Here is a 21,157-nt window from a genome sequence, read left to right on the forward strand (position 1 = left end):
AGGTCCGATCCAGTCTAGACGGCGGCACGGAACAGCGACGTCAGGGCCGCGGAGAGCTTCGAGGGGTCGTGGATGTTGGTGGGGGTGCCGTCGGCGTCGACGGTGCGCAGATCCGCGTAGACCACCTCGGCCCCCAGGCCGGCGGCGGCACGCGCCACGAAGGAGCGTTCCGCGGTGGTGCGGATGGTGTCGGAGTCGACGAGCACCCGGTCGATCTGCAGGGAAGGCGCGTGCTGGGTGAGCATGTGGATGTGCCGCTCGGAGGAGAAGCCGTGGGTCTCCCCCAGCTCGGCGGAGAGGTTGAGCACCACCACCTTGAGGGCGGCGGTCCCGTTGAGCGCGTCGACGATCCCGGGGACCAGCAGGTGCGGGATGACAGAAGAGAACCAGGACCCCGGGCCGAGGGTGACCAGGGAGGCGTTGCGGATGGCCGCGACGGCCACCGGGCTGGGCTCCGGCTGCTCAGGGATGAGCCGGACCCGGCGGACGGTGCCGGGCGTCGTCGCCACGGCGACCTGGCCGCGGACGGGGCGGATGACGCGGGGGTCGTCGTCCAGCCCGGCGACCTCGGCCTCGATGTCGAGGGGCTGGGTGCACACCGGCACCACCCGCCCGTGGGAACGGGTGAGCTCGGCGACCTTGTCCAGGGCGGCCTGCTCGCTGCCGAGGACCCGGGACAGGCCGGCGATGAGGAGGTTGCCCACGGCGTGTCCGGCGAGGGCCCCGGTGCCGCCGAATCGGTGCTGCAGGGTCTGGGCCCACAGCTGCCCTTCTGCGTCATCGCGGGCCAGCGCGGCGAGCGCCATGCGCAGGTCACCGGGCGGGATGATCTCCATCTCCCGCCGGAGGCGGCCGGAGGAGCCGCCGTCATCGGCGACGGTGACCACCGCGGTAATGGAGCTCGGTTCGCTCAGGCGGGCAGCGACGAGGGTCTGATAGAGGCCGTGGCCGCCTCCCAGAGAAGTGATGTGCATGAGAAGTCTCCAGGGAGGGTCAGCTGGTGGCGATGTCGCGGTGCATGACGTTGACGTCCAGGTCACCGAGCTCGGACAGGCGTCGTCCGAGTTCCTCGGAGACGGCGACGGAACGGTGGTGTCCGCCGGTGCAGCCGACGGCGACGGTGATGAAGTTCTTGCCCTCGTGGCGGTAGCCGGCGAGCATCGACTCGAACATGGACACGAAACGGTCGATGAACTCCCCCGCACCGTCGCGGCTGAGGACATAGTCGCTCACCGGCTCGTCGGTGCCGCGGAAGCCGCGCAGCTCCGGGACCCAGAAAGGGTTGGGCAGGAAGCGGACATCCACCATGAGGTCGGCGTCGCGGGGGGCGCCGTTCTTGAATCCGAAGGACTCGATGGTCACGTGCTGGCGGTTGTGCGCCATGGTGCCGAAGGAGGCCTCGATGGCGCGGCGGAGGTCATGCACCGACAGGCTGGAGGTGTCGATGATGATGTCCGCCATCTCCTTGATGGGGTTGGTGATGTCCCGCTCCCGGTCGATGCCCACCTGGAGGGTGTCCTGGTCCTGCAGCGGGTGGGTGCGGCGCACGCTGTCGAAACGGCGGATGAGGACGTCATCGCGGGCGTCCATGAACAGCACCGTGGGGCTCATGTCCCGCTCCCCCAGATCCCGCAGCACCTCCGCGAGCGAGCCGCCGAAGGAACGGGTGCGCACGTCGGTGAGGAAGGCCACCTTGTCCACCGGCGGCTCCTGCGCCAGCGACTGCTCGAGGAAGGGGGCGATGAGTGTCGGCGGCAGGTTCTGGGCGACGAAGAAGCCCTTGTCCTCCAGCACCTTCGCCGCGGAACTTAATCCGCCGCCGGACATGCCGGTGATGAGCACGGGGGGCGTCGAGAAGCGGGGTGGGGTGGTCATGGGGCCATACTATCGCGGGCGTCGGGATGCAGGTGGGCGAACACCGCGGCCGCCAGTTTCGGGCCGAAGCCCTTGACCTCGGCGATCTCGGCCCGGGTGGCGGCGCGGAGCTTCTTCACGGAACCGAAGTGCCGGACCAGCTCCGTGCGGCGGGCGGCCCCCAGGCCGGGGACGCCGTCCAGCTCGGAGACCCGCATCCGCTTCGAGCGCTGCTGGCGGTGGTAGGTGATGGCGAAGCGGTGGGCCTCGTCGCGTATCTGCTGCAGAAGGAACAGCCCCGGGGCGGAACGCGGCAGGATGAGCGGATCGGACTCGCCCGGCACCCAGATCTCCTCGAGGCGCTTGGCCAGGCCGATCAGGGTGACGTCGACGATGCCGAGCTCGTCGAAAACCTTCTGCGCGGCGTTGACCTGTGGCAGGCCCCCGTCGACGATGAAGAGGTTCGGCGGGTAGGCGAAGCGTCGGGCGTCGGTGCTGAACTCCTCGATGCGCTCGTCCTCGAAGGTCTGCGCCTCGGATTCCTCATCGGGGACGGCCAGCTTGTCCTGGTTGTGGCGCAGGAATCGGCGACGGGTGATCTCGGCGATGGAGGCGACGTCGTCGGAGTGCCCGCCCCCGGCGGCCTCCTTCACCCGGTAGCGGCGGTAGTCCGACTTGCGGGGCAGGCCGTCCTCGAAGACGACGAGGGAGGCCACCACGTCCGTGCCCTGGATGTGGGAGATGTCGGTGCACTCGATGCGCAGCGGCGCCTCCTCCAGCCCGAGAACCTCCTGGATGTCCTGCAACGCCGCCGAACGCGCGGTGAGGTCCCCGACGCGCCGCAGCTTGTGCTGGCGCAGGGCCTCCCGGGCGTTGCGGTCGACGGTCTCCATGAGCGCGCGCTTGTCGCCGCGCTGCGGGATGCGCAGGTCCACCCGCGACCCGCGCAGTTCGCCGAGCAGCTCCTCCACCTCGGCGGTCTCCTCCGGCAGGTACTGGACGAGGATCTCGCGCGGGACGACGGCCCCCGGCTTCGGCGGGCGCGAGGAGAGCTGGTCGACGCCCCGGCGATGGACGGTGGCGGCGTCGTCGGCGGCGTCGATAAGCGCGCGCTCGACGGCGTCGGAATAGAACTGGATGAGGAAGTCCTGCATGAGGGCCTCGAGGGGTTCCTCGGTGCGCTCGACCACCCAGCCGCGCTGGCCGCGGATGCGCCCGCCGCGGACGTGGAAGATCTGGACGGCGGCCTCGAGCTCATCGGAGGCGACGGCGATGAGGTCCGCGTCGGTGGCGTCGCCGAGGACGACGGCCTGCTGCTCCATCACCTTGGTGATCGCCCCCAGGTCATCGCGCAGCCGGGCGGCTCTTTCGAACTCCAGCTCCTCGGCCGCCTGCTCCATCTCGCGGGTGAGCTGGCGGACGACCTGATCGGTGTGCCCGGCCATGAAGGAGACGAAGCCGTCGACGATGTCGCGGTGCTCCTCCGCGCTCACCCGGCCGACGCACGGGGCGGAGCACTTGTCGATGTATCCCAGCAGGCAGGGGCGCCCCAGCTTCTCGTGGCGGTTGTACACCCCCTTCGAGCAGGTGCGGACCGGGAACACGCGGGTGAGCAGGTCGAGGGTCTCCCGCACCGCCCACGCGTGGGAGTAGGGGCCGAAATAGCGCACCCCGCGGCGGCGCGGGCCCCGGTAGAAGAAGGCCCGCGGGATGGTCTCGCCCGTGGAGACGGCCAGCAGCGGGTAGGTCTTGTCGTCGCGGTACTTGACGTTGAAGCGGGGATCATAACGCTTGATCCACGTGTACTCCAGCTGCAGGGCCTCCACCTCGGAGCTGACCACCGTCCATTCGACGGAGGCGGCGCTGAACACCATCTGCCGCGTGCGCGGGTGGAGGGTGGTGACGTCCTGGAAGTAGTTGGCCAGCCGGGCGCGGAGGCTGTTGGCCTTGCCGACGTAGATGACGCGGCGGTTCTCGTCGCGGAAACGGTAGACGCCCGGCTCCGTGGGGATGCTCCCCGGGGCCGGGCGGTACGTGCTGGGATCAGCCATGTCAGTCCTGCGGCATGTACTGGGCCTCGAGCTCACGGAACTGCGAGACCGCGCGGACCACGGCCGGGCCGTCGCTGGCCTGCATCGCCCACATGGGCACGTACTCGAACTCGGGCAGCTCCAGGCGGGCCATGCGGGCGCCCTGCGGGAAGAAGAGGCCGTAGGCGACGGACCACGGGTAGAAGCGGGTGCCCACGATGTTGCGGATCTCCACCCCGTCCTCGTTGACCCGCACGCGCGGACGTGTGAACGCCAGGTACGCCAGCACCGAGATGACCACGCCGACCATTGGGAACGCCAGCTGATCGAGGAAGGAGACGGTGGCGCCGGTGAACTCCAGGTCGAGGAAGTAGCCCATGAACAGGTGCACGGCCATGATCACCGCGATGCAGATCCACGCCAGCCGCTTGAGGGAGGGGGAACGCACCTCCAGCTGCCAGGGCTTCGTGGAGGTCATCGCGTGGGGGTCGAGGGCGGCGTAGTAGGCCAACTCCTCGTCGCTGAGCTTCCGGGACGTGTTGTTGTCACTCACGTTCAACAGTCTAACCCTCCCGCCCGCGCAGTCGACGCAGGGTGAGGGCGGCGTCGAGGGCCGCGACCATGGCCTCCGCCCCCTTGTCCTCCACCGAGTGCGCGAAACCGGCGCGGTCCCGGGCCTGCTGTTCGTCGTTCGTGGTGAGCACGCCGTTGCCGATCGGCGTGGACTCATCCAGCGCGATGCGCGTGAGGCCATCGGTGACGGAATCGCAGACGTAGTCGAAGTGCGGGGTACCACCCCGGATGACGCAGCCCAGCGCGACGACCGCGTCGTGGGTGCGGGCGAATTCCTGGACGACGACCGGCAGCTCCAGAGCCCCCATGACGTGCGCCTCGGAGAGCGTCTCGACGCCCGCCGCACGCGCCGCCGCCACCGCGTTGGTGCGCATTTGCTCACAGATCTCCGTGTTCCACCGGGCGGTGACCACCGCGACGCGCAGTCCGGAGGCGTCGAGGGTGTCCTCGAGGACCGGCAGGCCTTCCTTGCTCACTTGTCTGCTCCTTCGTGGGTGCGCTCCCAGGAGTCCACGGAGGGCAGGTCATGGCCCATGCGGTCCCGCTTGGTGCGCAGATAGCGGATGTTGTCCTCGTTGGGTTCCACCGGGATGGAGGTCCGCCCGGTGATGTCCACACCATAGCCCGCCAGCGCCGCGCACTTGGTGGGGTTGTTGGTGAGCAGGGAGAGGGACTCGACGCCGAGGTCCCGGAGGATCTGGCCGGCCGCGGAGTACTCGCGGGCGTCCGCGGGCAGGCCCTGCTCGAGGTTGGCGTCGACGGTGTCCAGGCCGAGATCCTGCAGGCGGTAGGCCTCCAGCTTGGCCATGAGGCCGATCCCGCGGCCCTCGTGTCCCCGCAGGTAGATGATCACGCCGCGGCCCGCCTCCTGGACCATGCGCATGGACTCGTGCAGCTGGGGACCGCAGTCGCAGCGGCGGGAGGCGAAGACGTCGCCGGTGAGGCACTCGGAGTGGACGCGGACGAGGACGTCCTGCCCGCGGACGTCGCCGACGGTGAGGGCGACGAACTCGGTGCCGCCCACCAGGTGCCGGTAGCCGTGGGCGGTGAAATCACCGAACTCGGTGGGCAGGCGCGTCTCCGCGAGGCGCTCCACCTGGGATTCGGTGCGACGGCGGTAGTCGATGAGCTGCTCGATGGAGATCATCGTCAGCCCGTGCTCGTCGGCGAAGCGGCGCAGCTCCGGGCCGCGGGCCATGTCGGTGGGGTCGTCCTCGGAGACGATCTCGCAGAGCACGCCCGCCGGACGCAGCCCCGCCAGGCGCGCCAGATCCACCGCCGCCTCGGTGTGTCCGTCGCGGGCCAGCACTCCCCCTTCGACGGCGCGCAGCGGCACGACGTGCCCGGGGCGGGTGAAGTCATGGCGGGTGGTCGACGGGTCTGCCAGACGCTGGATGGTCTCGCAGCGGGAGGTGGCAGAGATGCCGGTGGTGCCGGTGTTCGCGTCGACGGTGACGGTGTAGGCGGTGTGCCGGGCGTCCTCGTTCTGGGCCACCATGGGCGGCAGGTCGAGGCGGTCACAGTCCGCATTGGTCAGCGGGGCGCAGATGTAACCGGAGCTGTAGCGGACCATGAAGGCCACCAGTTCCGGGGTGGCCAGTTCCGCGGCGAAAATGAGGTCTCCCTCGTTCTCGCGGTCCTCGTCGTCCACGACGACGACCATCCGGCCGGCGGCGATCGCGGCGATGGCGTCCTCGACCGGATCGAGGCGCAGGCGGTCGGAGTCTACAGTCACATCATTCACGGGTGTCTACCTTAGCGTTCCGGGGAGGCGGATCCGCCGTCGGCCCGGTCTCCGAGCATCTTCTCCACGTACTTGGCCAACACGTCGACCTCGATGTTGACCACCTCGCCCTCGGCCAGCTCCCCGTGGGTCGTCTCCGCCAGAGTGGTGGGGATGAGCGAGACCTCGAAGAAGTCCTCCCCCACCGCGGAGACGGTGAGCGAGGTGCCGTTGACGGCGATGGAACCCTTCTCCACCACGTAGCGCGCCAGCTCGGGCGCGAGGGAGAAGCGCAGGACATCCCAGTTCTCCGAGCGCTGGCGGTGCAGGAGCCGGGAGGTCCCGTCGACGTGGCCCTGCATGATGTGCCCGCCGAGGCGTGCCCCGGCGGCCAGGGCGCGTTCCAGGTTGACCCGGGAGCCGACCGTAAGCTGACCCAGCCCGGTGCGGTCGAGGGATTCCTGCATGACGTCTGCGGTGAAGTAACTGTCCGAGTGCTCGACGACGGTGAGGCACACCCCGTTGACGGAGATGGAGTCCCCGAAGGAGGCGTCGCTGAGCACCTTGCTGGCCCCGATGGTCAGCCGCAGGGCGTCCCCCTGCGGCTCCAGATTATCGACACTGCCGATCTCCTCCACCAGTCCTGTGAACACGTTTCTTCAGTCCTTTCGGGTCAACTCAAGTAGCACGTCATCGCCGAAGCGGGTGACGGTGCGGGTGCGGAAGCGGGCGGCGTCGTCGATGCTCAGGCCGACGGCCTCGCTGAGCACCCCACGCCCCTGCCCGAGCAACGCCGGGGCGAGGTAGGCCTGGATGTGGTCGACGAGTCCCGCCTCCAGGAAACCGGAGGCGAGCTGCGCGCCGCCCTCGACGAGAACGTCACGGGCACCTGAATCCCACAACTGCCACAGGGCGTCGGGAATTCCCCGGTACTGCTCGAAGCCGAGTCGGTGCAGGTTGGCGGCGTGTCCGGCCAGGGAGCGGCCCCCGATGACCACGCGCCGCGGTTGGGTCGGCAGCTCCCGGGTGCCGTCGCGGGCGGTGAGCGAGGGGTTGTCGGCGATGGCGGTGCCGGTGCCGACGATGATCGCGTCGCGCCGCGCGCGGTCGACGTGCACGTGCCGCCGCGCCTGCTCCCCGGTGATCCACTGGCTAGAGCCGTCGAGCGCGGCGGTGAAACCGTCGAGGGTCTGCGCGAATTTCAGCGTCACCGAGGGCCGGTTGCGGCGCACCGAGGTCAGCCACGGGATGAGCGCCTCCACTTCCACGTCGAGGCACTCGGCGTTGACGCCGTTGTCCCGCAGGAAGGCGCCGCCGCCGGTGGCCAGCGGATTGGGGTCCGGCTGGCAGTAGTAGACGGTGTCGATGCCGGCGTCGAGAAGCGCCTGCGAGCAGGGGCCGGTGCGGCCTTTATGGTTGCAGGGCTCGAGGGTGACCACGGCGGTGCCGCCCTCCGCGCGCTCGCCGGCCTCGCGCAGTGCCCTGATCTCGGCGTGCGCTCCCCCGGCGGGTTGGGTCTCCCCCTGGCCGACGAGCTCGCCGTGGCGGTCGAGAATGGCGGCGCCGACGGGCGGGTTGGGGCTGGTGTGTCCGCGCGCTTCCTCGCCCCGGCTGATCGCGACGGCCAGCGCCGCGCCGATGTCGTCCATTTAGATGGTGGCCAGGCGGCGCAGGTTCTCGACGGCCGCCGCCGGGTCCTCCTTGCCGTACACCGCGGAGCCGGCCACGAAGGCATCGCACCCGGCCTCGGCGGCCTGGGCGATGGTGTGCTCGGAGATGCCGCCGTCGATCTCAATGAGGGTGGTCAACCGGTTGTTGTCGATGGCCTCGCGCAGGGTGCGGACCTTCTCCAGCTGATCCGGCATGAACGACTGCCCACCGAAGCCCGGCTCGACCGACATGACCAGGACCAGGTCGAAGAAGCGCAGGTCGGCGAGGTAAGGCTCGATCGGGGTCCCCGGCTTGAGGGAGAATCCGGCCTTGACGCCCTTCGCCCTGAGGTGCTTGGCCAGGGCGACGTGGTCAGCGGTCGCCTCAACGTGGAAGATGACGCAGTCGGCGCCGGCGTCGATGTACTGGTCGACCCAGTCCTCCGGGTTCTCGATCATGAGGTGCACGTCCAGGTGCTGGTCGGTGATCCCGTTGACCGTCTTCGTGATGTCCGGTCCGAAGGAGAGGTTCGGGACGAAATGCCCGTCCATGATGTCCACGTGGATCCAGTCCGCGTTGCTCACGGCGCGGACCTCCTCGCCGAGCTGCGAGAAATCAGCCGCGAGAATACTGGGTGCGATGATCGGAGATGCCATGGCAATGAGTGTACGCGGCTGCTCAGTCCCGCTCTTCGACCACGACAGATCTCCGCGCCCTCCGCCGCCGGATCACCGCGCTGACCACCGCCGCCAGGAGGCCGAGCACCACCAGCCACGGCAGGAGCCCGACGAGCACGATGACCATCGTCTCCAGCGAGGAGACGAATGCCTGCCACATCCGCTCGAAGACACCGGGCGGCTGATAGCCGTCGTCGTCGACGGTGAACGTGACGCTCAGCGTCGACATGCCCACCTGATCCTGCAGCTGCTCCAGCTGCGCGGTGAGCGCATCGAGGTCCGCCTGCCGCTGGGTGAGCATCTCCTCCGCGCGCAGTAGGTCATCGACGTTCGCGGCCCCCGTCATCAGTTCCGTCAGCCGGTCAATGGACGCCTGCAGAGCCGCCTGGCGGGCCTGCAGGTCGACGCGCTGCTGCGTCACGTCCGCCGCCTGCGTCGACTGCGCGATCACCTCCCCGTACTCCCCCAGCGTGCCGACGAAGGACTCGTACTTCTCCGCCGGCAGGCGCACTGTCACCTCCGCGCGAGGTTGCTCGCCGCGGGTGCTCGTTTCGGAGAACTCGACCCTCCCGCCCGCCGCCCGGACGTCAGCCGCCAAGTCCGCAGCTGCGGACTCCGGCTCCCCGGTCCGCACGGAGGCGGTACCGGTCGTGATGACATCGCTGCTTATCGACGCCCCGCCCTCCCCCAGCCCAGCCGGTTCAGCCGGCACAGCAGGCACGGCGTGTTCGACGGCCCGGTCCTCCGGGTAGATCTCCACGTCGTTCCAGGAGTCGGTGCCGCAGGCGCTGAGGAACATCGCCAGCACGGCAGTCAGGAGAAGCGTTCTCAGCGCGTTCATGCCCCCACTCTATAGCGCACCGGCAACCTTGTGAGCTTAGTCGAGTGGGCGGCCACGGGGCTTCGGCAAGCGGCGGTTTATCCACAGGTGGCGCCGAGACCCGGAGTTATCCACAGGTTGCGGCGTCGGCGGATGCGCGGGGAGACGGACCGTGCTGGAGTGAGGGGGACATCGACCACCAGGGGGAGAACATGACATACCGGACACTGACCATGACGCTCAAGGGGGCGGAACGGACGTTCCTGCGCTCGCTGACCGTCCGCGGGGACATGACAGGCGACGAGGTGCTCGACCGGATGTGCCTGGCACTCGGCCGCTACCCCACCCCGGACGCGCTGCTGCGGGTGGGCGGGACGTACCACGGGCGGCAGGCCTACCACTTCGCGCACCCGGACCTCAGCGACGAGCTCATCACCGGGCCACTGCCCGACCACCTGCACGAGATGGAGTTTCTCCTCCACCGCACCGACGGCTGGATCTTCCACGTCAAGATCATCGAGGAGCGTTACCCTGCCTGGAGCCGCGGCGAGGAGAAGGCGCCGATCATCCTCCGTGACACCATTCCCCTGTTGCCGGGCCCGAAGCTGCGGCTGGCCGAGTACAACGCCATGACGCTCGCCCGCGACGACCGCCCGCTGCCGCCGGACCTGGAACGCATGATCGTCGTCGACGCCCTGGAGGGGCTCATGATCCCGGAGGTCGCCGACGTGGAGACGGCCATGGAGCTTTACACCGTCCTACGCGCCGAAGGGCGCCAGGCGGAACTGGCCGCCCACCACCGCTTCCTCTCCGGGGTGCCGGACCGCGAGGTGCTTTTCGAACTGCTGCGCCTGGCCACCGCGGATAAACCCCCGCGGGTGACGAAGGCCGGCTACCTGCCCGTCGCGGTGGTGCGGGCGCTGGTCGCGGAGTTCCCCGCGCTCTACCCTGCACAGCCGTGCGAGCCGGGCTCCTTCTCCTACGGCCATTACATCCACACCGCCCGCGACGTCACCACCCTCACCAGCGTGCTCGAGGTCGGCGAGGCGGCCGGGTTACTGGAGATCACACCCGGCGAGAGTCTGCGCGCCACGGAGTTCGGCCGGCAGCTGCTGGGCGGGGGCCGCGACACCTACCCCGAGCTGCAGTCCCGGCTCCTGGCAGCCTGGGTCGGCAGGCCCGCGCCCCCGGCCCCCACTGACTCCGGCGGCCGCCGCCTGACATTCCGGGAGTACCTGGAAGGCCAGCAGCCGCGCCGCCGGGAGGTCGACGAGCCCACCTACGGCCGCCACCTGGGCCTGGTGGCGGAACCTGAGATCGCCCCCTTCTAGCCCCCATGGGGCAAGATATGGAGACGCTCTGAGTTGCTCGTCCCCGGAAGGACCCCGCTTGTGACCACCCCGCTCGTCCACACCGCCGACCACGCCGCGGGCCTGATCCGCGAGATCCGGCTGAACAACCACCCCAAGCGCAACAAGCTCGACATCGCGATGTGCGACGCCATCGAGGCCGCCATGCTTGCCGCCGTCGCGGACGGCGCCCGGGTGGTGCTGCTCCACGGCGAGGGCACGGTGTTCTCCGCCGGGGCGGACCTGTCCGGTGACGTCTACGCCGGGGGCTTCTATCCACGCCTGCTGCAGATGCTGGGCACCATCCAGACGCTGCCCATCCCCGTGGTCGCCTGGATCAACGGCCCCGCCATCGGCGCCGGCACCCAGTTGTCCATGGCGTGTGACCTGCGGGTGGTCAACGACACCGCCCTGTTCCGCGTGCCCATCGTCGACGTCGCCATCGCGCTCGACGAGGTGACCATCCGCACCCTCGAGCACCTCGTCGGGGGCTCGGTGGCCCGCGCCATGCTCTTCACCGGCGCCGCGTTGTCCGCCGAGGACGCCGTCCGCTCGGGCTACGCCGTCCAGGCCGGGACCTTCGACGACGCTCTCGAGCTGGCGACCCTGGTCGCCTCCAAGGCGCCGCTCACCCTGCGCCATCTCAAGTACGAATTCGCCCACACCTCGCACGCCCCCTACAGCGATGAGGAGCGGCGCGAGGTCGCGGCCGCGGCCTGGCACTCGACGGACGTGGAGGAATCCCGCGCCGCCCGGGCCGAGAAGCGCGCCCCCCGGTTCACCGGGCGCTAGCTTTTGCGCAGCACCGCGAGGAACATGGCGTCGGTGCCGTGGCGGTGGGGCCACATCTGCACGCTCTTGTGCGAGCCGACGTCCTCCATCGGCGCGACCAGCTCGTGCGCGTCGAGTTCGACGGCGCCCAGCTCGGCGACCGCGCGATCGACGATGGCGCGGGTCTCGCGCAGGTCCGGGGAACACGTCGAGTAGACGACGACGCCGCCGGGGCGGACCAGCTCCAGGGCGGAGGCCAGGAGTTCGAACTGCAGGGGCGCGAGTCCGGCGATGTCGCCCTCGTCCTTGCGCCAGCGGGCCTCCGGGCGGCGGCGCAGGGCGCCGAGGCCGGAGCAGGGGGCGTCGACAAGCACGCGATCGTAGCCGGGGGTGAGCCCCGGGGAGCGACCGTCGGCGACGTGGACGGTGACGGGCAGGTCGCGGGTGCTCTTCTCGACGAGCTTGGCGCGGTGGGGGGAGACTTCAACGGCGTCGACGTGGGCGGCGTCGATACGCGCGAGCGCGCCCATGAGGGCGGCCTTTCCGCCGGGGCCGGCGCAGAGGTCGAGCCAGCGGCCGCCGTCCGTGCCCTCGACGGGGGCTTCGACGACGGCGCGGGCGACCAGCTGGGAGCCCTCGTCCTGCACGGCGGCCAGGCCCTCGCGGACGGGTTCCAGCTCGCCCGGGTCACCGGAGCCGAGGTGCACGGCATAGGGAGAATACGTGCCTTCCTCGCCGCCGGTCATGAGCGCCAGCTCCTCGGCGGAGATCTCCCCGGGGCGGGCGACGAGGTGGACGGTGGGGCGCTGCGAATCGGCGTCGAGGGCGGCCTCCAGGTCGCCGAGGCCGAGGACCCGGGAGAAGGACTGCGCGATCCACTCGGGGTGGGCGTGGCGGAAGGCCGCGGCCGCGATCTCGCCCGGCGGGGTGAGCTTGGTGATCCACTGCTCCGGCGAGGTCCGGGAGATGGTGCGCATGATGCCGTTGGCGAAGCCCTTGGCCTTCTCCTGGCCGGCGGCCTCGACGAGGCGCACGGTGGTGTCCACCGCGGCGTGCGGCTCCACGCGGGTGTAGAGCAGCTGGTAGGCGCCGAGGCGCAGGGCGTCGAGGACCTCGGGGGCGATCTGGGTCAGCGGGCGCGAGGAGCACTCGGCGATGACGGCGTCGAGCACCCCCTGCGTGCGCAGCGTGCCGTAGGTGATCTCGGTGGTGAAGGCCGCGTCGCGCTCGGTGATGTTCCGCTCGCGCAGCATGCGCGGCAGGAGGAGGTTGGCGTAGGCCTCGTCCTCCCGCACGCGGGTGAGGACGTCGAAGGCGAGCAGGCGGGGCTTATCCACACCCGCGGTGTTCCGTCGCTCAACCCGCCGGGACGTATTAGCAGTCTGGGGAGCCCGCGGTGCCACGGACTTCTTCTCGCCCCGGGCGCGGGACCGGAATCCTCCACTCACGAAAAGTTCTCCTTCTCTCCGGCCTGCAGGGCCGCGTTGCCGCGCGCCCAGTCGGCGGCGTTCATCATCTTCTTGCCGGGCGGCTGCGCCAACCCCAGGGTGACGGCCCCGCTGCCGGTGCCGACGAGCACCTCGTTCTTGCCCACCGCGATCTCGCCGGGGGCCAGCTGGGCCGCGGCGCCGCGGGTGACGGGGCCGATCTTGACGCGGTCCTCGCCGAGCATCGTCCAGGCGCCGGGGCCGGGCGTGTGGGCCCGGATGTGGCGGTCGACGGCGAAGTCGGGCTGGGTCCAGTCGATGCGGGCGTCCTCCGTGGTGATCTTCGGGGCGTAGGTGGCCTCCCCGGCCTGCGGCTGCGGGACGAGCGCGCCGGCCGCGAGGCCGTCCATGGTGGCGGCGAGCAGGTCCGCGCCCGAGTAGGCGAGGCGGGTGAGCAGGTCGTCGGCGGTGTCGGTGGCGCGGATCTCCTCGGTGACGGTGCCCAGGACCGGGCCGGTGTCCAGGCCCTCCTCGATGCGGAAGGTGGCGGCGCCGGTGATGTCGTCGCCGGCGCGGATGGCGGCCTGCACGGGGGCGGCGCCGCGCCAGGCGGGCAGCAGGGAGAAGTGCAGGTTGACCCAGCCGTGGGTGGGCAGGTCGAGCAGGTCCGGCGGGATGAGGTTGCCGTAGGCGACGACGGGGATGGCGTCGGGGGCCAGCTCGGTGAGGCGCTCCCGGATCTCCGCGTTGTCGCGCAGCGTCGTCGGGGTGAGCACCTCGATACCGTGCTCCTGGGCCAGGGCGCTGACCGGGGAGGGGTGGAGGGTGCGGCCGCGGCCGCGGCGGGCGTCGGGGCGGGTGAGCACCGCGAGAATCTCATGGTCGGTGTCGAGCAGGCGTCGCAACGCGACGACGGCGGGTTCCGGGGTGCCGGCGAAAATCAGGCGCATGCCTCTCCTCTACTTGGTGAACCACTCGGCGGTACGGATGGCGGCCATCGCTTCCTTACGCAGCTCCGGGGAGAGCCGCTTGAGGAAGAGCACGCCGTCGAGATGGTCCGTCTCGTGCTGGATGCAGCGTGCCATGAGCCCGGAGGCGACCATGGCGACGGGGTGGCCGTCGACGTCGACGCCCGTGACGCGCACCGTCTCGTGGCGTTCGGTCTCGGCGGAGATGTCCGGGATGGACAGGCAGCCCTCGGCGCCGAGCTGGGTCTCCGACCCGACCGGCTCCCACACCGGGTTGATGAGGTGCCCGCGCAGCCCGTCCTCGATGTGGCTGCAGTCGTAGACGAAGATGCGACGGGTGAGGCCGATCTGGTTGGCGGCCAGGCCGACGCCGCCCGCGGCGTCCATCGTCTCGAGCATGTCCTCGACCAGCGTGCGCAGGGAATCATCGAACTCGGTGATCTCTTCCGAACGCGTGGTCAGGACGGGATCACCGAAGAGGCGGATCTCGCGGAGTGTCATGGCGAACAGTCTACGTCCCCGGGCTCAGCCGATCTGGACGGGATCGACCTGGATGCGCAGGGGCAGGTCCTCCCGCCGCCCGGCCTTGGCCACCACCGCGGCCCGCAGGGCGCGCCCGAGTCCGGCGCGGGGTCCGAGCGGGGCGCGCAGGAGCAGCCGCTGCGGGGGGCCGTGCTGCGCTTCGTCGTACTCTCCGGGCAGGCTCACCCCGGGGGGCAGGTCGACGGGGCCGAGGATCTCCGCGCCGGGCGGCAGGTCGACCAGCTCCCGGAGGGTGTCCAGGGCGGCGTTCGCCCCGTCGACGGCGGCCATGTGGACGGCCGGGGGGAAACCGACGTCACGACGCTGGGCGAGCTCGCGGGCGGCGGCGCCCACCATGTCCCAGCGGATGAGCGACTGCACGACCGGCAGCCCGGGGTCCGCCACCACGACCACCTCCCCGCTGCGGAAGGCCGGGGCGACGAGGGCAGCCGCCGCCGCCCACGTCGCCAGAGTGTCCTCCGTGGCCCGCAGATCCTGCCGCCCGAGCAGGGCCCACGTGTCCAGCAGGACGGCGGCGCCGTAGGTGGCGCGGGGCTCCGCCCCCGGCGTGGCCACGACCAGGGCCTTCTCCTGCGGGACCGTGTCCAGCACGCGGTTGCCGCCCGAGGTGATCACGCGCACGCCGGGGAAGGCGCGGCCGAGTTCCTCGGCGGTGCGCTCGGCGCCCAGGACCACGGCGCGCAGCTTCACCGAGCCGCATTCCCCGCAGCGGTGCCGGGCGTCCGGCGCCCCGCACCACCGGCACGTGGGCACACCCGCGGCCGTTCCGGCCGGCAGGCCCAGCGGCCCGTTGCACAGGCGGCAGCGGGCCGGGGCCCGGCAGGAACCGCAGGCCAGGGTGGGCACGTAGCCCTTCCGCGGGACCTGCACCAGGGCCGGCTCCTCGCGGCCGAGGGCCTCGCGCAGCGCCTGAAAGGCGATGCGCGGCAGGCGGGCGGAGGCGGCGAGGGGATCGCGTTCCAGCTCGAAGTCGGAGTCGCCGACGGCCCGGATGAGCGGTGCTTTTCGACGCACCGTCTCCCGCGTCGACACCAGCCCGTGCGCCCAGCCCGATTCGACGAGCAGCTGCGCCTCGGCGGTGCGCGTGTAACCGGCGAGGATGAGTGAGCAGCCCTCCTGGGCGCTACGCGTCGTCAGCACCTCCCGCGCGTGGACATAGGGGGCGCGGGGGTCGACGAGGTTGTCGTCGCCGTCGTGGAGGATCACCGCCAGGCGTAGGTCCGCCACCGGGGCGAACGCTGCCGAGCGGGTCCCGATGACCAGGCGCCCCTGCCCCGCCAGCACCGAGAGGAATCGCCGGTAGCGGGCCTGCGGGCCCTGCGCCGCCGTGAGGACGGTGATCTGCTTCGCGCCCACCAGCTCCCGCAGCGCCGCCTCGAGCGTATCGACGTCCCGCTGGTCCGGCACCACCAGTAACGCCCCGCCCCCGTCGAGCACCACCTTGACCGCCAGGGCCGCCAGCGCCGCCGCCCAGGAATCCCCGGGCGCGATCTGCCAGGCCGCCCGGGCGGTGTGCCCGGCGAGCACGGCGTCGACGAAGGACTGGCCGTACTCGTAGGCCGCCCACGCCGAGAGGTCCGGCTCCCCCACCTCGCCGAGCTCCTCCCAGGTGGCGGAGACGTCGGCCTCCTCCGCGCGGGCGTGCCGGGAGGGCACGGCCGCGCGGATGAGATCGGAACGATTGCCGGCGTAGCGGTCGGCGAGGGCGTCGATAAGCGCGGCCGTCCGCGGCGGGTACACGACATCCGGGGAGATGATGCGGTCGATCCAGCGGAGCTGGCCCTCGTGCTCGCTGTGGGCGAGGCGTTCGAGGAGCACGGCGTCGATAAGCCGTCCGGCGAAGCGGATGCGCACGCGCACGCCCGGGCGGGCGAGGTCGTCGAGGTCGGCCGGGATGAGGTAGTCGAAGGGCCGGTCGAGGTGGGACAGGCCCAGTAACGGCAGGACCCGCGCCACCGGCAGCTGTGCTGCGGGGACGCGGGGGGAGGCCATGGCGACCACTCTAGCCGCGGACGGCGGCCTGCAGTTCCTCCACCCGGTTGGTGCGCTCCCAGGGCAGATCCAGGTCGAGGCGCCCGAAGTGCCCGTAGGCGGCGGTGCCGCGGTAGATGGGGCGTAGCAGGTCGAGCTCGCGGATGATGGCGGCGGGACGCAGGTCGAAGACGTCCTCGACGGCCCCCTGGATATCGGCGTCGGTGAGCCCGCCGGTGGCGGTGCCGAAGGTCTCCACGTACAGGCCGACCGGCTTGGCGCGGCCGATGGCGTAGGCCACCTGCACCTCGACGCGCTCGGCCAGGCCGGCGGCGACGATGTTCTTGGCCACCCAGCGCATGGCGTAGGCCGCGGAACGGTCCACCTTCGACGGGTCCTTGCCCGAGAAGGCGCCGCCGCCGTGGCGGGCCATGCCGCCGTAGGTGTCGACGATGATCTTGCGGCCCGTCAGGCCGGCATCACCCATGGGGCCGCCGAGGATGAAGGAACCGGAGGGGTTGACCAGGAGGGTGAGGTCCCCGGTCACCAGGTGGCCCAGGCCCGCGTCGGCGATGACCCAGTCGAGGACGTGCTCGCGCAGCTGCGCGTCCAGCCACTCCTGGGAGACGTCCGGATCGTGCTGCGTGGAGATGACCACGGTGTCCAGCGCCACCGGCCGGTCCGCGGCGTCGTAGGCGAAGGTGACCTGGGTCTTGCCGTCGGGGCGCAGGTGCGGGACGATGCCCTCCTTGCGCACCTGCGTGAGGCGGCGGGCCAGGCGGTGCGCCAGGGCGATGGGCAGCGGCATGAACTCCGGGGTCTCGTTGCTGGCGTAGCCGAACATGAGGCCCTGGTCACCGGCGCCGGCGCGATCATCCTCGTCGCCCTCGTCGCCGGAGCGGAACTCGTGGGAGGTGTCCACGCCGTGGCCGATCTCCGGGGACTGCTCCCCGATGGCGATGTTCACGCCGCAGGTGGTGCCGTCGAAACCGACCTCGGAGGAGGTGAAACCGATGTCGACGAGGGTCTTGCGCACCAGCTGCGGGATCTCGACGTAACCGGTCGTGCGGACCTCCCCGACCACGTGCACCTGGCCGGTGGTCACGAGCGTCTCGACGGCCACGCGCGCCGTCGGGTCCTGCTCGAGCATGGCGTCGAGGATGGTGTCGGAGATGGCGTCGCAGATCTTGTCCGGGTGCCCCTCGGTGACGGATTCACTGGTGAACAGGCGGATGGTGGCGGGCTTGTCGAAGGCCACCTGGGTGGTGGCGGGGTTCTCTGACACGGGTGGGTCCTTTTCGGCAGCTATCAACGATACGATCGCCCAATATAGACCAAGCTGTCTGCCACCGTCAATTGCGCAGCGTATCCACACCCCGCAGAATCCGCGCCGCCACCACATGCTTGGAGGCGTCCGGCACCTCCTCGACGCTCCCGTCGGCCGCCAGCAGCCAGCCCTGGTTGCGGGCCTGGCCGAAGACCTTGCCCTCCCCCACCTCGTTGGCCATGAGCAGGTCACAGCCCTTCCGCGCGAGCTTCGCCTGCGCGAACTCGAGGGCGGAGTGGGTGTTGTCGCCGGTCTCCGCCGCGAAGCCGACGATGGTGGTCGAGGCCGGGATGCGGCCCGCGCGGCGCTGCTCGACGAGCGTGGCCAGAATGTCGGGGTTCTCGACCAGCTCGAGGGTGAGCAGCGCCTCCTCGTCGCGGCCCTTCTTCATCTTGGCGCCCGCCTGCTGGGCCGGGCGGAAATCCGCCACGGCCGCCGCCATGATGATGACGTCCTGCTCGGGCGCCAGCTTCTCGACGGCCGCCGCCATCTCCCGCGCACTCCCCACCCGGATGATCGTGGCCCCCGAGGGCGTCGGCAGATCATCGGTGGCGCCCGCGACGATGGTCACCTCCGCGCCACGGTGCGCGGCGATCTCCGCCAGCGCGAAACCCTGGCGCCCCGAGGAACGATTGCCCAGGAACCGGACCGGGTCGAGGTTTTCCTGCGTGCCGCCCGCCGTGATGAGCACCCGGCGGCCCCGCCAATCGGCGCGTAGCTCCGCGCCGTCGAGGACCGCGCGGGTGAGCTCCGCGATCTGCTCCGGCTCGGGCAGGCGCCCCGGCCCCGTGTCCTTGCCCGTCAGGCGCCCGTGCGCCGGCTCCAGGACGATGACCCCGCGCTCGCGCAGGGTAGCCACATTCGCCTGCGTGGCCGCGTTCCACCACATCTCCGTGTGCATCGCCGGGGCGACGATGACCGGACACGTGGCCACCAGCACCGTCGCCGTGAGCAGATCATCCGCCCGCCCCGCCACCAGGCGCGCCAGGACATCCGCGGTGGCCGGGGCGATGACCACCGCGTCGGCCTCCTGCCCGATCCGCACGTGCTGCACCTCGTCCACCGCGTCGAACACGGTCGTGGACACCGGATGGCCGCTCAGCGCCTCGAACGTCGCGGCGCCGACGAAATTGAGGGCACTCGGGGTCGGGACGACACGCACGTCATCGCCGGCCTCCTTGAGATCGCGCACCAGGTGACACGCCTTGTAGGCTGCGATCCCCCCGGCCACTCCGACGACGATACGACGAGGACTGTTCTCATTCATGGATCCGACTCTACGTCAAGGCCCCGGTCGCGCGGCGGGGCCGTTTCTGTGGATAAGTGACGGTTATCCACAACCCCCTGCTCGCTCTTCTCGACGGCTGCGTGTTTCCGGTTTAGTGTCCGTGGCATGAACACCCTCGACGCGCTGGCAGCCCTTAGGGCCATGACCGTCCTGGAGGACCTTTCCTCCAGGGCGGTCACCCGCGCGCAGCTCGATGCCCTCGGGGTAAAAGATGCGTTGTTGTGGGAGAAGCTGGCGTTCACCTACTACGGGGCCACCAGGTACAAGAAACTCCAGCAGGCGGCACGTGTGGCGGCCGCGGAGTTGTCGTTGGACGCGGTGATCGTCATTGAGAAGCACCTCCGCTCACTGCTGCGGGGCGCCTCGGTGACCGTGGAGGAACTGCGCGTGCAACTGTGTGGTTTGCGCGGCACCGTCGCGGAGATCGACCGGGCCGCAGCCACCCGGGTGCGCGACCTCAACCGCACGGTCAAAGATGCCGCAGCGAAGGCCTACGGCAAACGCGCCCTACGCGGGGGCAAGAACACCGACGGCCACGGCATGCGGACCTTCACCGTCACCCGCCCCGAACGGGAAATCTCGGCCATGCTCTCCTACCTCACACCGACGGCTTCTGCATTGCGGGCAGCGGATAAGGGCTTGAGCCACGAGCAGGCCATGGCCGACGCCCTCTACACCCACATCATGGGCAGCACCGGGAAGGCCGCCAACCAGCCCTTGGCCCCGCATGTCGTCATGGCCGTACCCGACTACGCCAAGGTCTTGCGCCGTGAAGGAGATGACACGGTCTTCGGGCTGACCGATGGCACCACCATCACCGGAGCAGAACTGGTGGCCCATGAGATGGCCACCCACGGGTTCGTCGGGATCTACGACCCCGTCGAAGGACCCGTCGATCTCTACCGGGACCAACGCAGCGCCACCTTCAAGCAGCGCATGCTCCTGGCCGCGGAGACGATCCTCTGCCCCGTACCGGGGTGTACCACGGCGGCGGATTTCTGCCAGGTACATCACCTGGAGGCCTGGAAGGAGGGCGGGGAGACCAACATCAAGAACATGTCGATGGCCTGCAAGGTGCATAACGCGCGTAACGATGATGACCCGGACGCCCCGCCCCGCCACGGCCGGCTGGAACGCCACCCGGGTGGGGTGTTGCATCACCCACCTGATGGTGGGCCACCGAGGGCCAACATCCACCCCATCCGGAAACTCTCCGCGATGGCCCTTATCAACGCCTGACAAACGACGACCACCCCCTCCGCCGCTAGGGCGAAGGGGGTGGTCAGGGAGCGTGTTAGGCGCCTTCCTCGTGGTCGAGGAGGCCCGCGTCAATCTCGCGCAGGGCGATGGACAGCGGCTTCTCGCCGGGCTCCGGGGTGACCAGCGGGCCGACGAACTCGAAGACGCCCTCGTCGTGCTGCTGGTAGTAGCTGTTGATCTGGCGGGCACGCTTGGCCGCGAAGATCACCAGCGCGTACTTGGACGACACCTTGTCCAGCAGCCCGTCGATCGGAGGAGCGGTGATGCCCTCCGGAGCGTCGTAGACGGCCAGGGAGGCGGTGGAGTTGGACGCGTCGTTGTTCACGTACACCTTTTTCTTCGGTTGAGAGTTAAAGCCTGCCGTGCAGGATATCACTGATCGCCGCGACAGCGTCATCCACCTGCTCGTTGACCACGATGTGGTCGAACTCGTCCTGGCAGGACAACTCCTCGCGGGCGGTCTCCAGGCGGCGGGCGATGACGTCCTCCGGCTCCGTGCCCCGCCCGGTGAGGCGCGAGACGAGCACGTCCCAGGAGGGCGGTGCGAGGAAGACGAGTTCCGCTTCCGGCATCATCTGCTTGACGTTGCGGGCGCCTTCCAGGTCGACCTCGACGAGGACGGGACGTCCCTGCGCCAAAGCTTCCCGGACGGGGGCGGCCGGAGTGCCGGAGCGCTGGATACCACCGTGGATGTCCGCCCATTCGAGCATCATCCCACGGTCGATGTTCTCCTGGAACTGGTCCGCCGTGACGAAGAAATAGTCGACGCCGTCGACTTCGCCGGGGCGGGGGGCGCGGGTGGTCATCGACACGCTGAAGTACAGGCGGTCGACGTCGCTGCGCAGGCGATGAACCACTGTGGATTTGCCCACTGCGGAGGGGCCGGCCAGAACGACCAGCCGACCCGTGGGGTTCTCGCCGGACAT

21 protein-coding genes are annotated in these 21,157 nt (G+C 70.3%); 3 read left to right on the forward strand and 18 right to left on the reverse strand.

What is annotated here, in order from left to right:
• Positions 1-14: 14 nt before the first annotated feature.
• The 10 genes from ACFPUZ_RS04350 to ACFPUZ_RS04395 are packed head-to-tail and all read right to left on the reverse strand — an operon-like array spanning position 15 to position 9,348.
• Positions 15-974 (reverse strand): gluconeogenesis factor YvcK family protein, encoded by a 960-nt coding sequence (locus tag ACFPUZ_RS04350; RefSeq protein ID WP_377000243.1) that lies wholly within the window; start codon positions 972-974, stop codon positions 15-17.
• A 19-nt stretch (positions 975-993) separates the two neighbouring features.
• On the reverse strand, positions 994-1,875 hold the full coding sequence (gene rapZ / locus ACFPUZ_RS04355; protein ID WP_377000245.1) for an RNase adapter RapZ: 882 nt from the start codon (positions 1,873-1,875) through the stop codon (positions 994-996).
• Positions 1,872-3,905, reverse strand: a complete 2,034-nt coding sequence (gene uvrC, locus ACFPUZ_RS04360; RefSeq protein WP_377000247.1) for an excinuclease ABC subunit UvrC — start codon at positions 3,903-3,905, stop codon at positions 1,872-1,874. The genes rapZ and uvrC overlap by 4 nt, the downstream gene beginning before the upstream one ends.
• A 1-nt stretch (position 3,906) precedes the next feature.
• Positions 3,907-4,446, reverse strand: a complete 540-nt coding sequence (locus ACFPUZ_RS04365; protein ID WP_377000326.1) for a PH domain-containing protein — start codon at positions 4,444-4,446, stop codon at positions 3,907-3,909.
• A 1-nt stretch (position 4,447) separates the two neighbouring features.
• A complete protein-coding gene (gene ribH / locus ACFPUZ_RS04370) occupies positions 4,448-4,933 on the reverse strand; it encodes a 6,7-dimethyl-8-ribityllumazine synthase (protein WP_377000249.1) in 486 nt (161 codons plus the stop codon).
• The gene (locus ACFPUZ_RS04375) at positions 4,930-6,192 is read right to left on the reverse strand and encodes a bifunctional 3,4-dihydroxy-2-butanone-4-phosphate synthase/GTP cyclohydrolase II (protein ID WP_377000328.1); all 1,263 of its coding nucleotides are present in this window, start codon (positions 6,190-6,192) and stop codon (positions 4,930-4,932) included. The genes ribH and ACFPUZ_RS04375 overlap by 4 nt, the downstream gene beginning before the upstream one ends.
• Before the next feature lie 20 nt (positions 6,193-6,212).
• On the reverse strand, positions 6,213-6,833 hold the full coding sequence (locus ACFPUZ_RS04380) for a riboflavin synthase (RefSeq protein WP_377000251.1): 621 nt from the start codon (positions 6,831-6,833) through the stop codon (positions 6,213-6,215).
• 6 nt (positions 6,834-6,839) lie between these two features.
• On the reverse strand, positions 6,840-7,829 hold the full coding sequence (gene ribD, locus ACFPUZ_RS04385) for a bifunctional diaminohydroxyphosphoribosylaminopyrimidine deaminase/5-amino-6-(5-phosphoribosylamino)uracil reductase RibD (RefSeq protein ID WP_377000253.1): 990 nt from the start codon (positions 7,827-7,829) through the stop codon (positions 6,840-6,842).
• A complete protein-coding gene (gene rpe, locus ACFPUZ_RS04390) occupies positions 7,830-8,486 on the reverse strand; it encodes a ribulose-phosphate 3-epimerase (protein WP_377000255.1) in 657 nt (218 codons plus the stop codon).
• 22 nt (positions 8,487-8,508) lie between these two features.
• On the reverse strand, positions 8,509-9,348 hold the full coding sequence (locus ACFPUZ_RS04395; RefSeq protein WP_377000257.1) for a DUF4349 domain-containing protein: 840 nt from the start codon (positions 9,346-9,348) through the stop codon (positions 8,509-8,511).
• A 191-nt stretch (positions 9,349-9,539) separates the two neighbouring features.
• Between ACFPUZ_RS04395 and ACFPUZ_RS04400 the strand changes: the two genes are divergently transcribed.
• Both ACFPUZ_RS04400 and ACFPUZ_RS04405 read left to right on the forward strand, forming a co-directional pair.
• Positions 9,540-10,658, forward strand: coding sequence for a hypothetical protein (locus tag ACFPUZ_RS04400; protein WP_377000259.1), 1,119 nt, complete (start codon positions 9,540-9,542; stop codon positions 10,656-10,658).
• 60 nt (positions 10,659-10,718) lie between these two features.
• Positions 10,719-11,468, forward strand: coding sequence for an enoyl-CoA hydratase (locus ACFPUZ_RS04405; protein WP_377000260.1), 750 nt, complete (start codon positions 10,719-10,721; stop codon positions 11,466-11,468).
• On the opposite strand, the gene ACFPUZ_RS04410 is transcribed toward ACFPUZ_RS04405, so the two are convergent.
• From ACFPUZ_RS04410 to coaBC, 6 genes are all read right to left on the reverse strand, one after another.
• Positions 11,465-12,850 carry an RsmB/NOP family class I SAM-dependent RNA methyltransferase gene (locus tag ACFPUZ_RS04410; RefSeq protein ID WP_377000330.1) on the reverse strand — a complete coding sequence of 462 codons (1,386 nt, stop codon included), beginning with the start codon at positions 12,848-12,850 and terminating at the stop codon, positions 11,465-11,467. The two genes, ACFPUZ_RS04405 and ACFPUZ_RS04410, sit on opposite strands and share 4 nt — an antisense overlap.
• A 41-nt stretch (positions 12,851-12,891) precedes the next feature.
• Positions 12,892-13,824: a methionyl-tRNA formyltransferase gene (fmt, locus tag ACFPUZ_RS04415; protein ID WP_377000262.1), complete on the reverse strand. Its 933-nt coding sequence runs from the start codon at positions 13,822-13,824 to the stop codon at positions 12,892-12,894.
• Positions 13,825-13,833: 9 nt separating this feature from the next.
• The gene (gene def, locus ACFPUZ_RS04420; protein WP_377000264.1) at positions 13,834-14,343 is read right to left on the reverse strand and encodes a peptide deformylase; all 510 of its coding nucleotides are present in this window, start codon (positions 14,341-14,343) and stop codon (positions 13,834-13,836) included.
• Between the two features lie 24 nt (positions 14,344-14,367).
• Positions 14,368-16,377, reverse strand: coding sequence for a primosomal protein N' (locus ACFPUZ_RS04425; RefSeq protein ID WP_377000266.1), 2,010 nt, complete (start codon positions 16,375-16,377; stop codon positions 14,368-14,370).
• A gap of 10 nt (positions 16,378-16,387) precedes the next feature.
• Complete coding sequence (gene metK, locus ACFPUZ_RS04430) at positions 16,388-17,641, reverse strand: methionine adenosyltransferase (protein ID WP_377000268.1); 1,254 nt, start codon at positions 17,639-17,641, stop codon at positions 16,388-16,390.
• 67 nt (positions 17,642-17,708) lie between these two features.
• Positions 17,709-18,950: a bifunctional phosphopantothenoylcysteine decarboxylase/phosphopantothenate--cysteine ligase CoaBC gene (coaBC, locus tag ACFPUZ_RS04435; protein WP_377000270.1), complete on the reverse strand. Its 1,242-nt coding sequence runs from the start codon at positions 18,948-18,950 to the stop codon at positions 17,709-17,711.
• Positions 18,951-19,076: 126 nt separating this feature from the next.
• Between coaBC and ACFPUZ_RS04440 the strand changes: the two genes are divergently transcribed.
• Entirely contained in the window at positions 19,077-20,210 is a 1,134-nt protein-coding gene (locus tag ACFPUZ_RS04440; RefSeq protein WP_377000272.1) for an HNH endonuclease signature motif containing protein, read from the forward strand.
• 55 nt (positions 20,211-20,265) lie between these two features.
• On the opposite strand, the gene rpoZ is transcribed toward ACFPUZ_RS04440, so the two are convergent.
• Complete coding sequence (rpoZ, locus tag ACFPUZ_RS04445) at positions 20,266-20,556, reverse strand: DNA-directed RNA polymerase subunit omega (RefSeq protein WP_377000274.1); 291 nt, start codon at positions 20,554-20,556, stop codon at positions 20,266-20,268.
• A 25-nt stretch (positions 20,557-20,581) separates the two neighbouring features.
• Positions 20,582-21,157, reverse strand: coding sequence for a guanylate kinase (gene gmk / locus ACFPUZ_RS04450; protein ID WP_377000276.1), 576 nt, complete (start codon positions 21,155-21,157; stop codon positions 20,582-20,584).

Source organism: Corynebacterium nasicanis (genome assembly GCF_042658165.1).
Taxonomy (GTDB): domain Bacteria; phylum Actinomycetota; class Actinomycetes; order Mycobacteriales; family Mycobacteriaceae; genus Corynebacterium; species Corynebacterium nasicanis.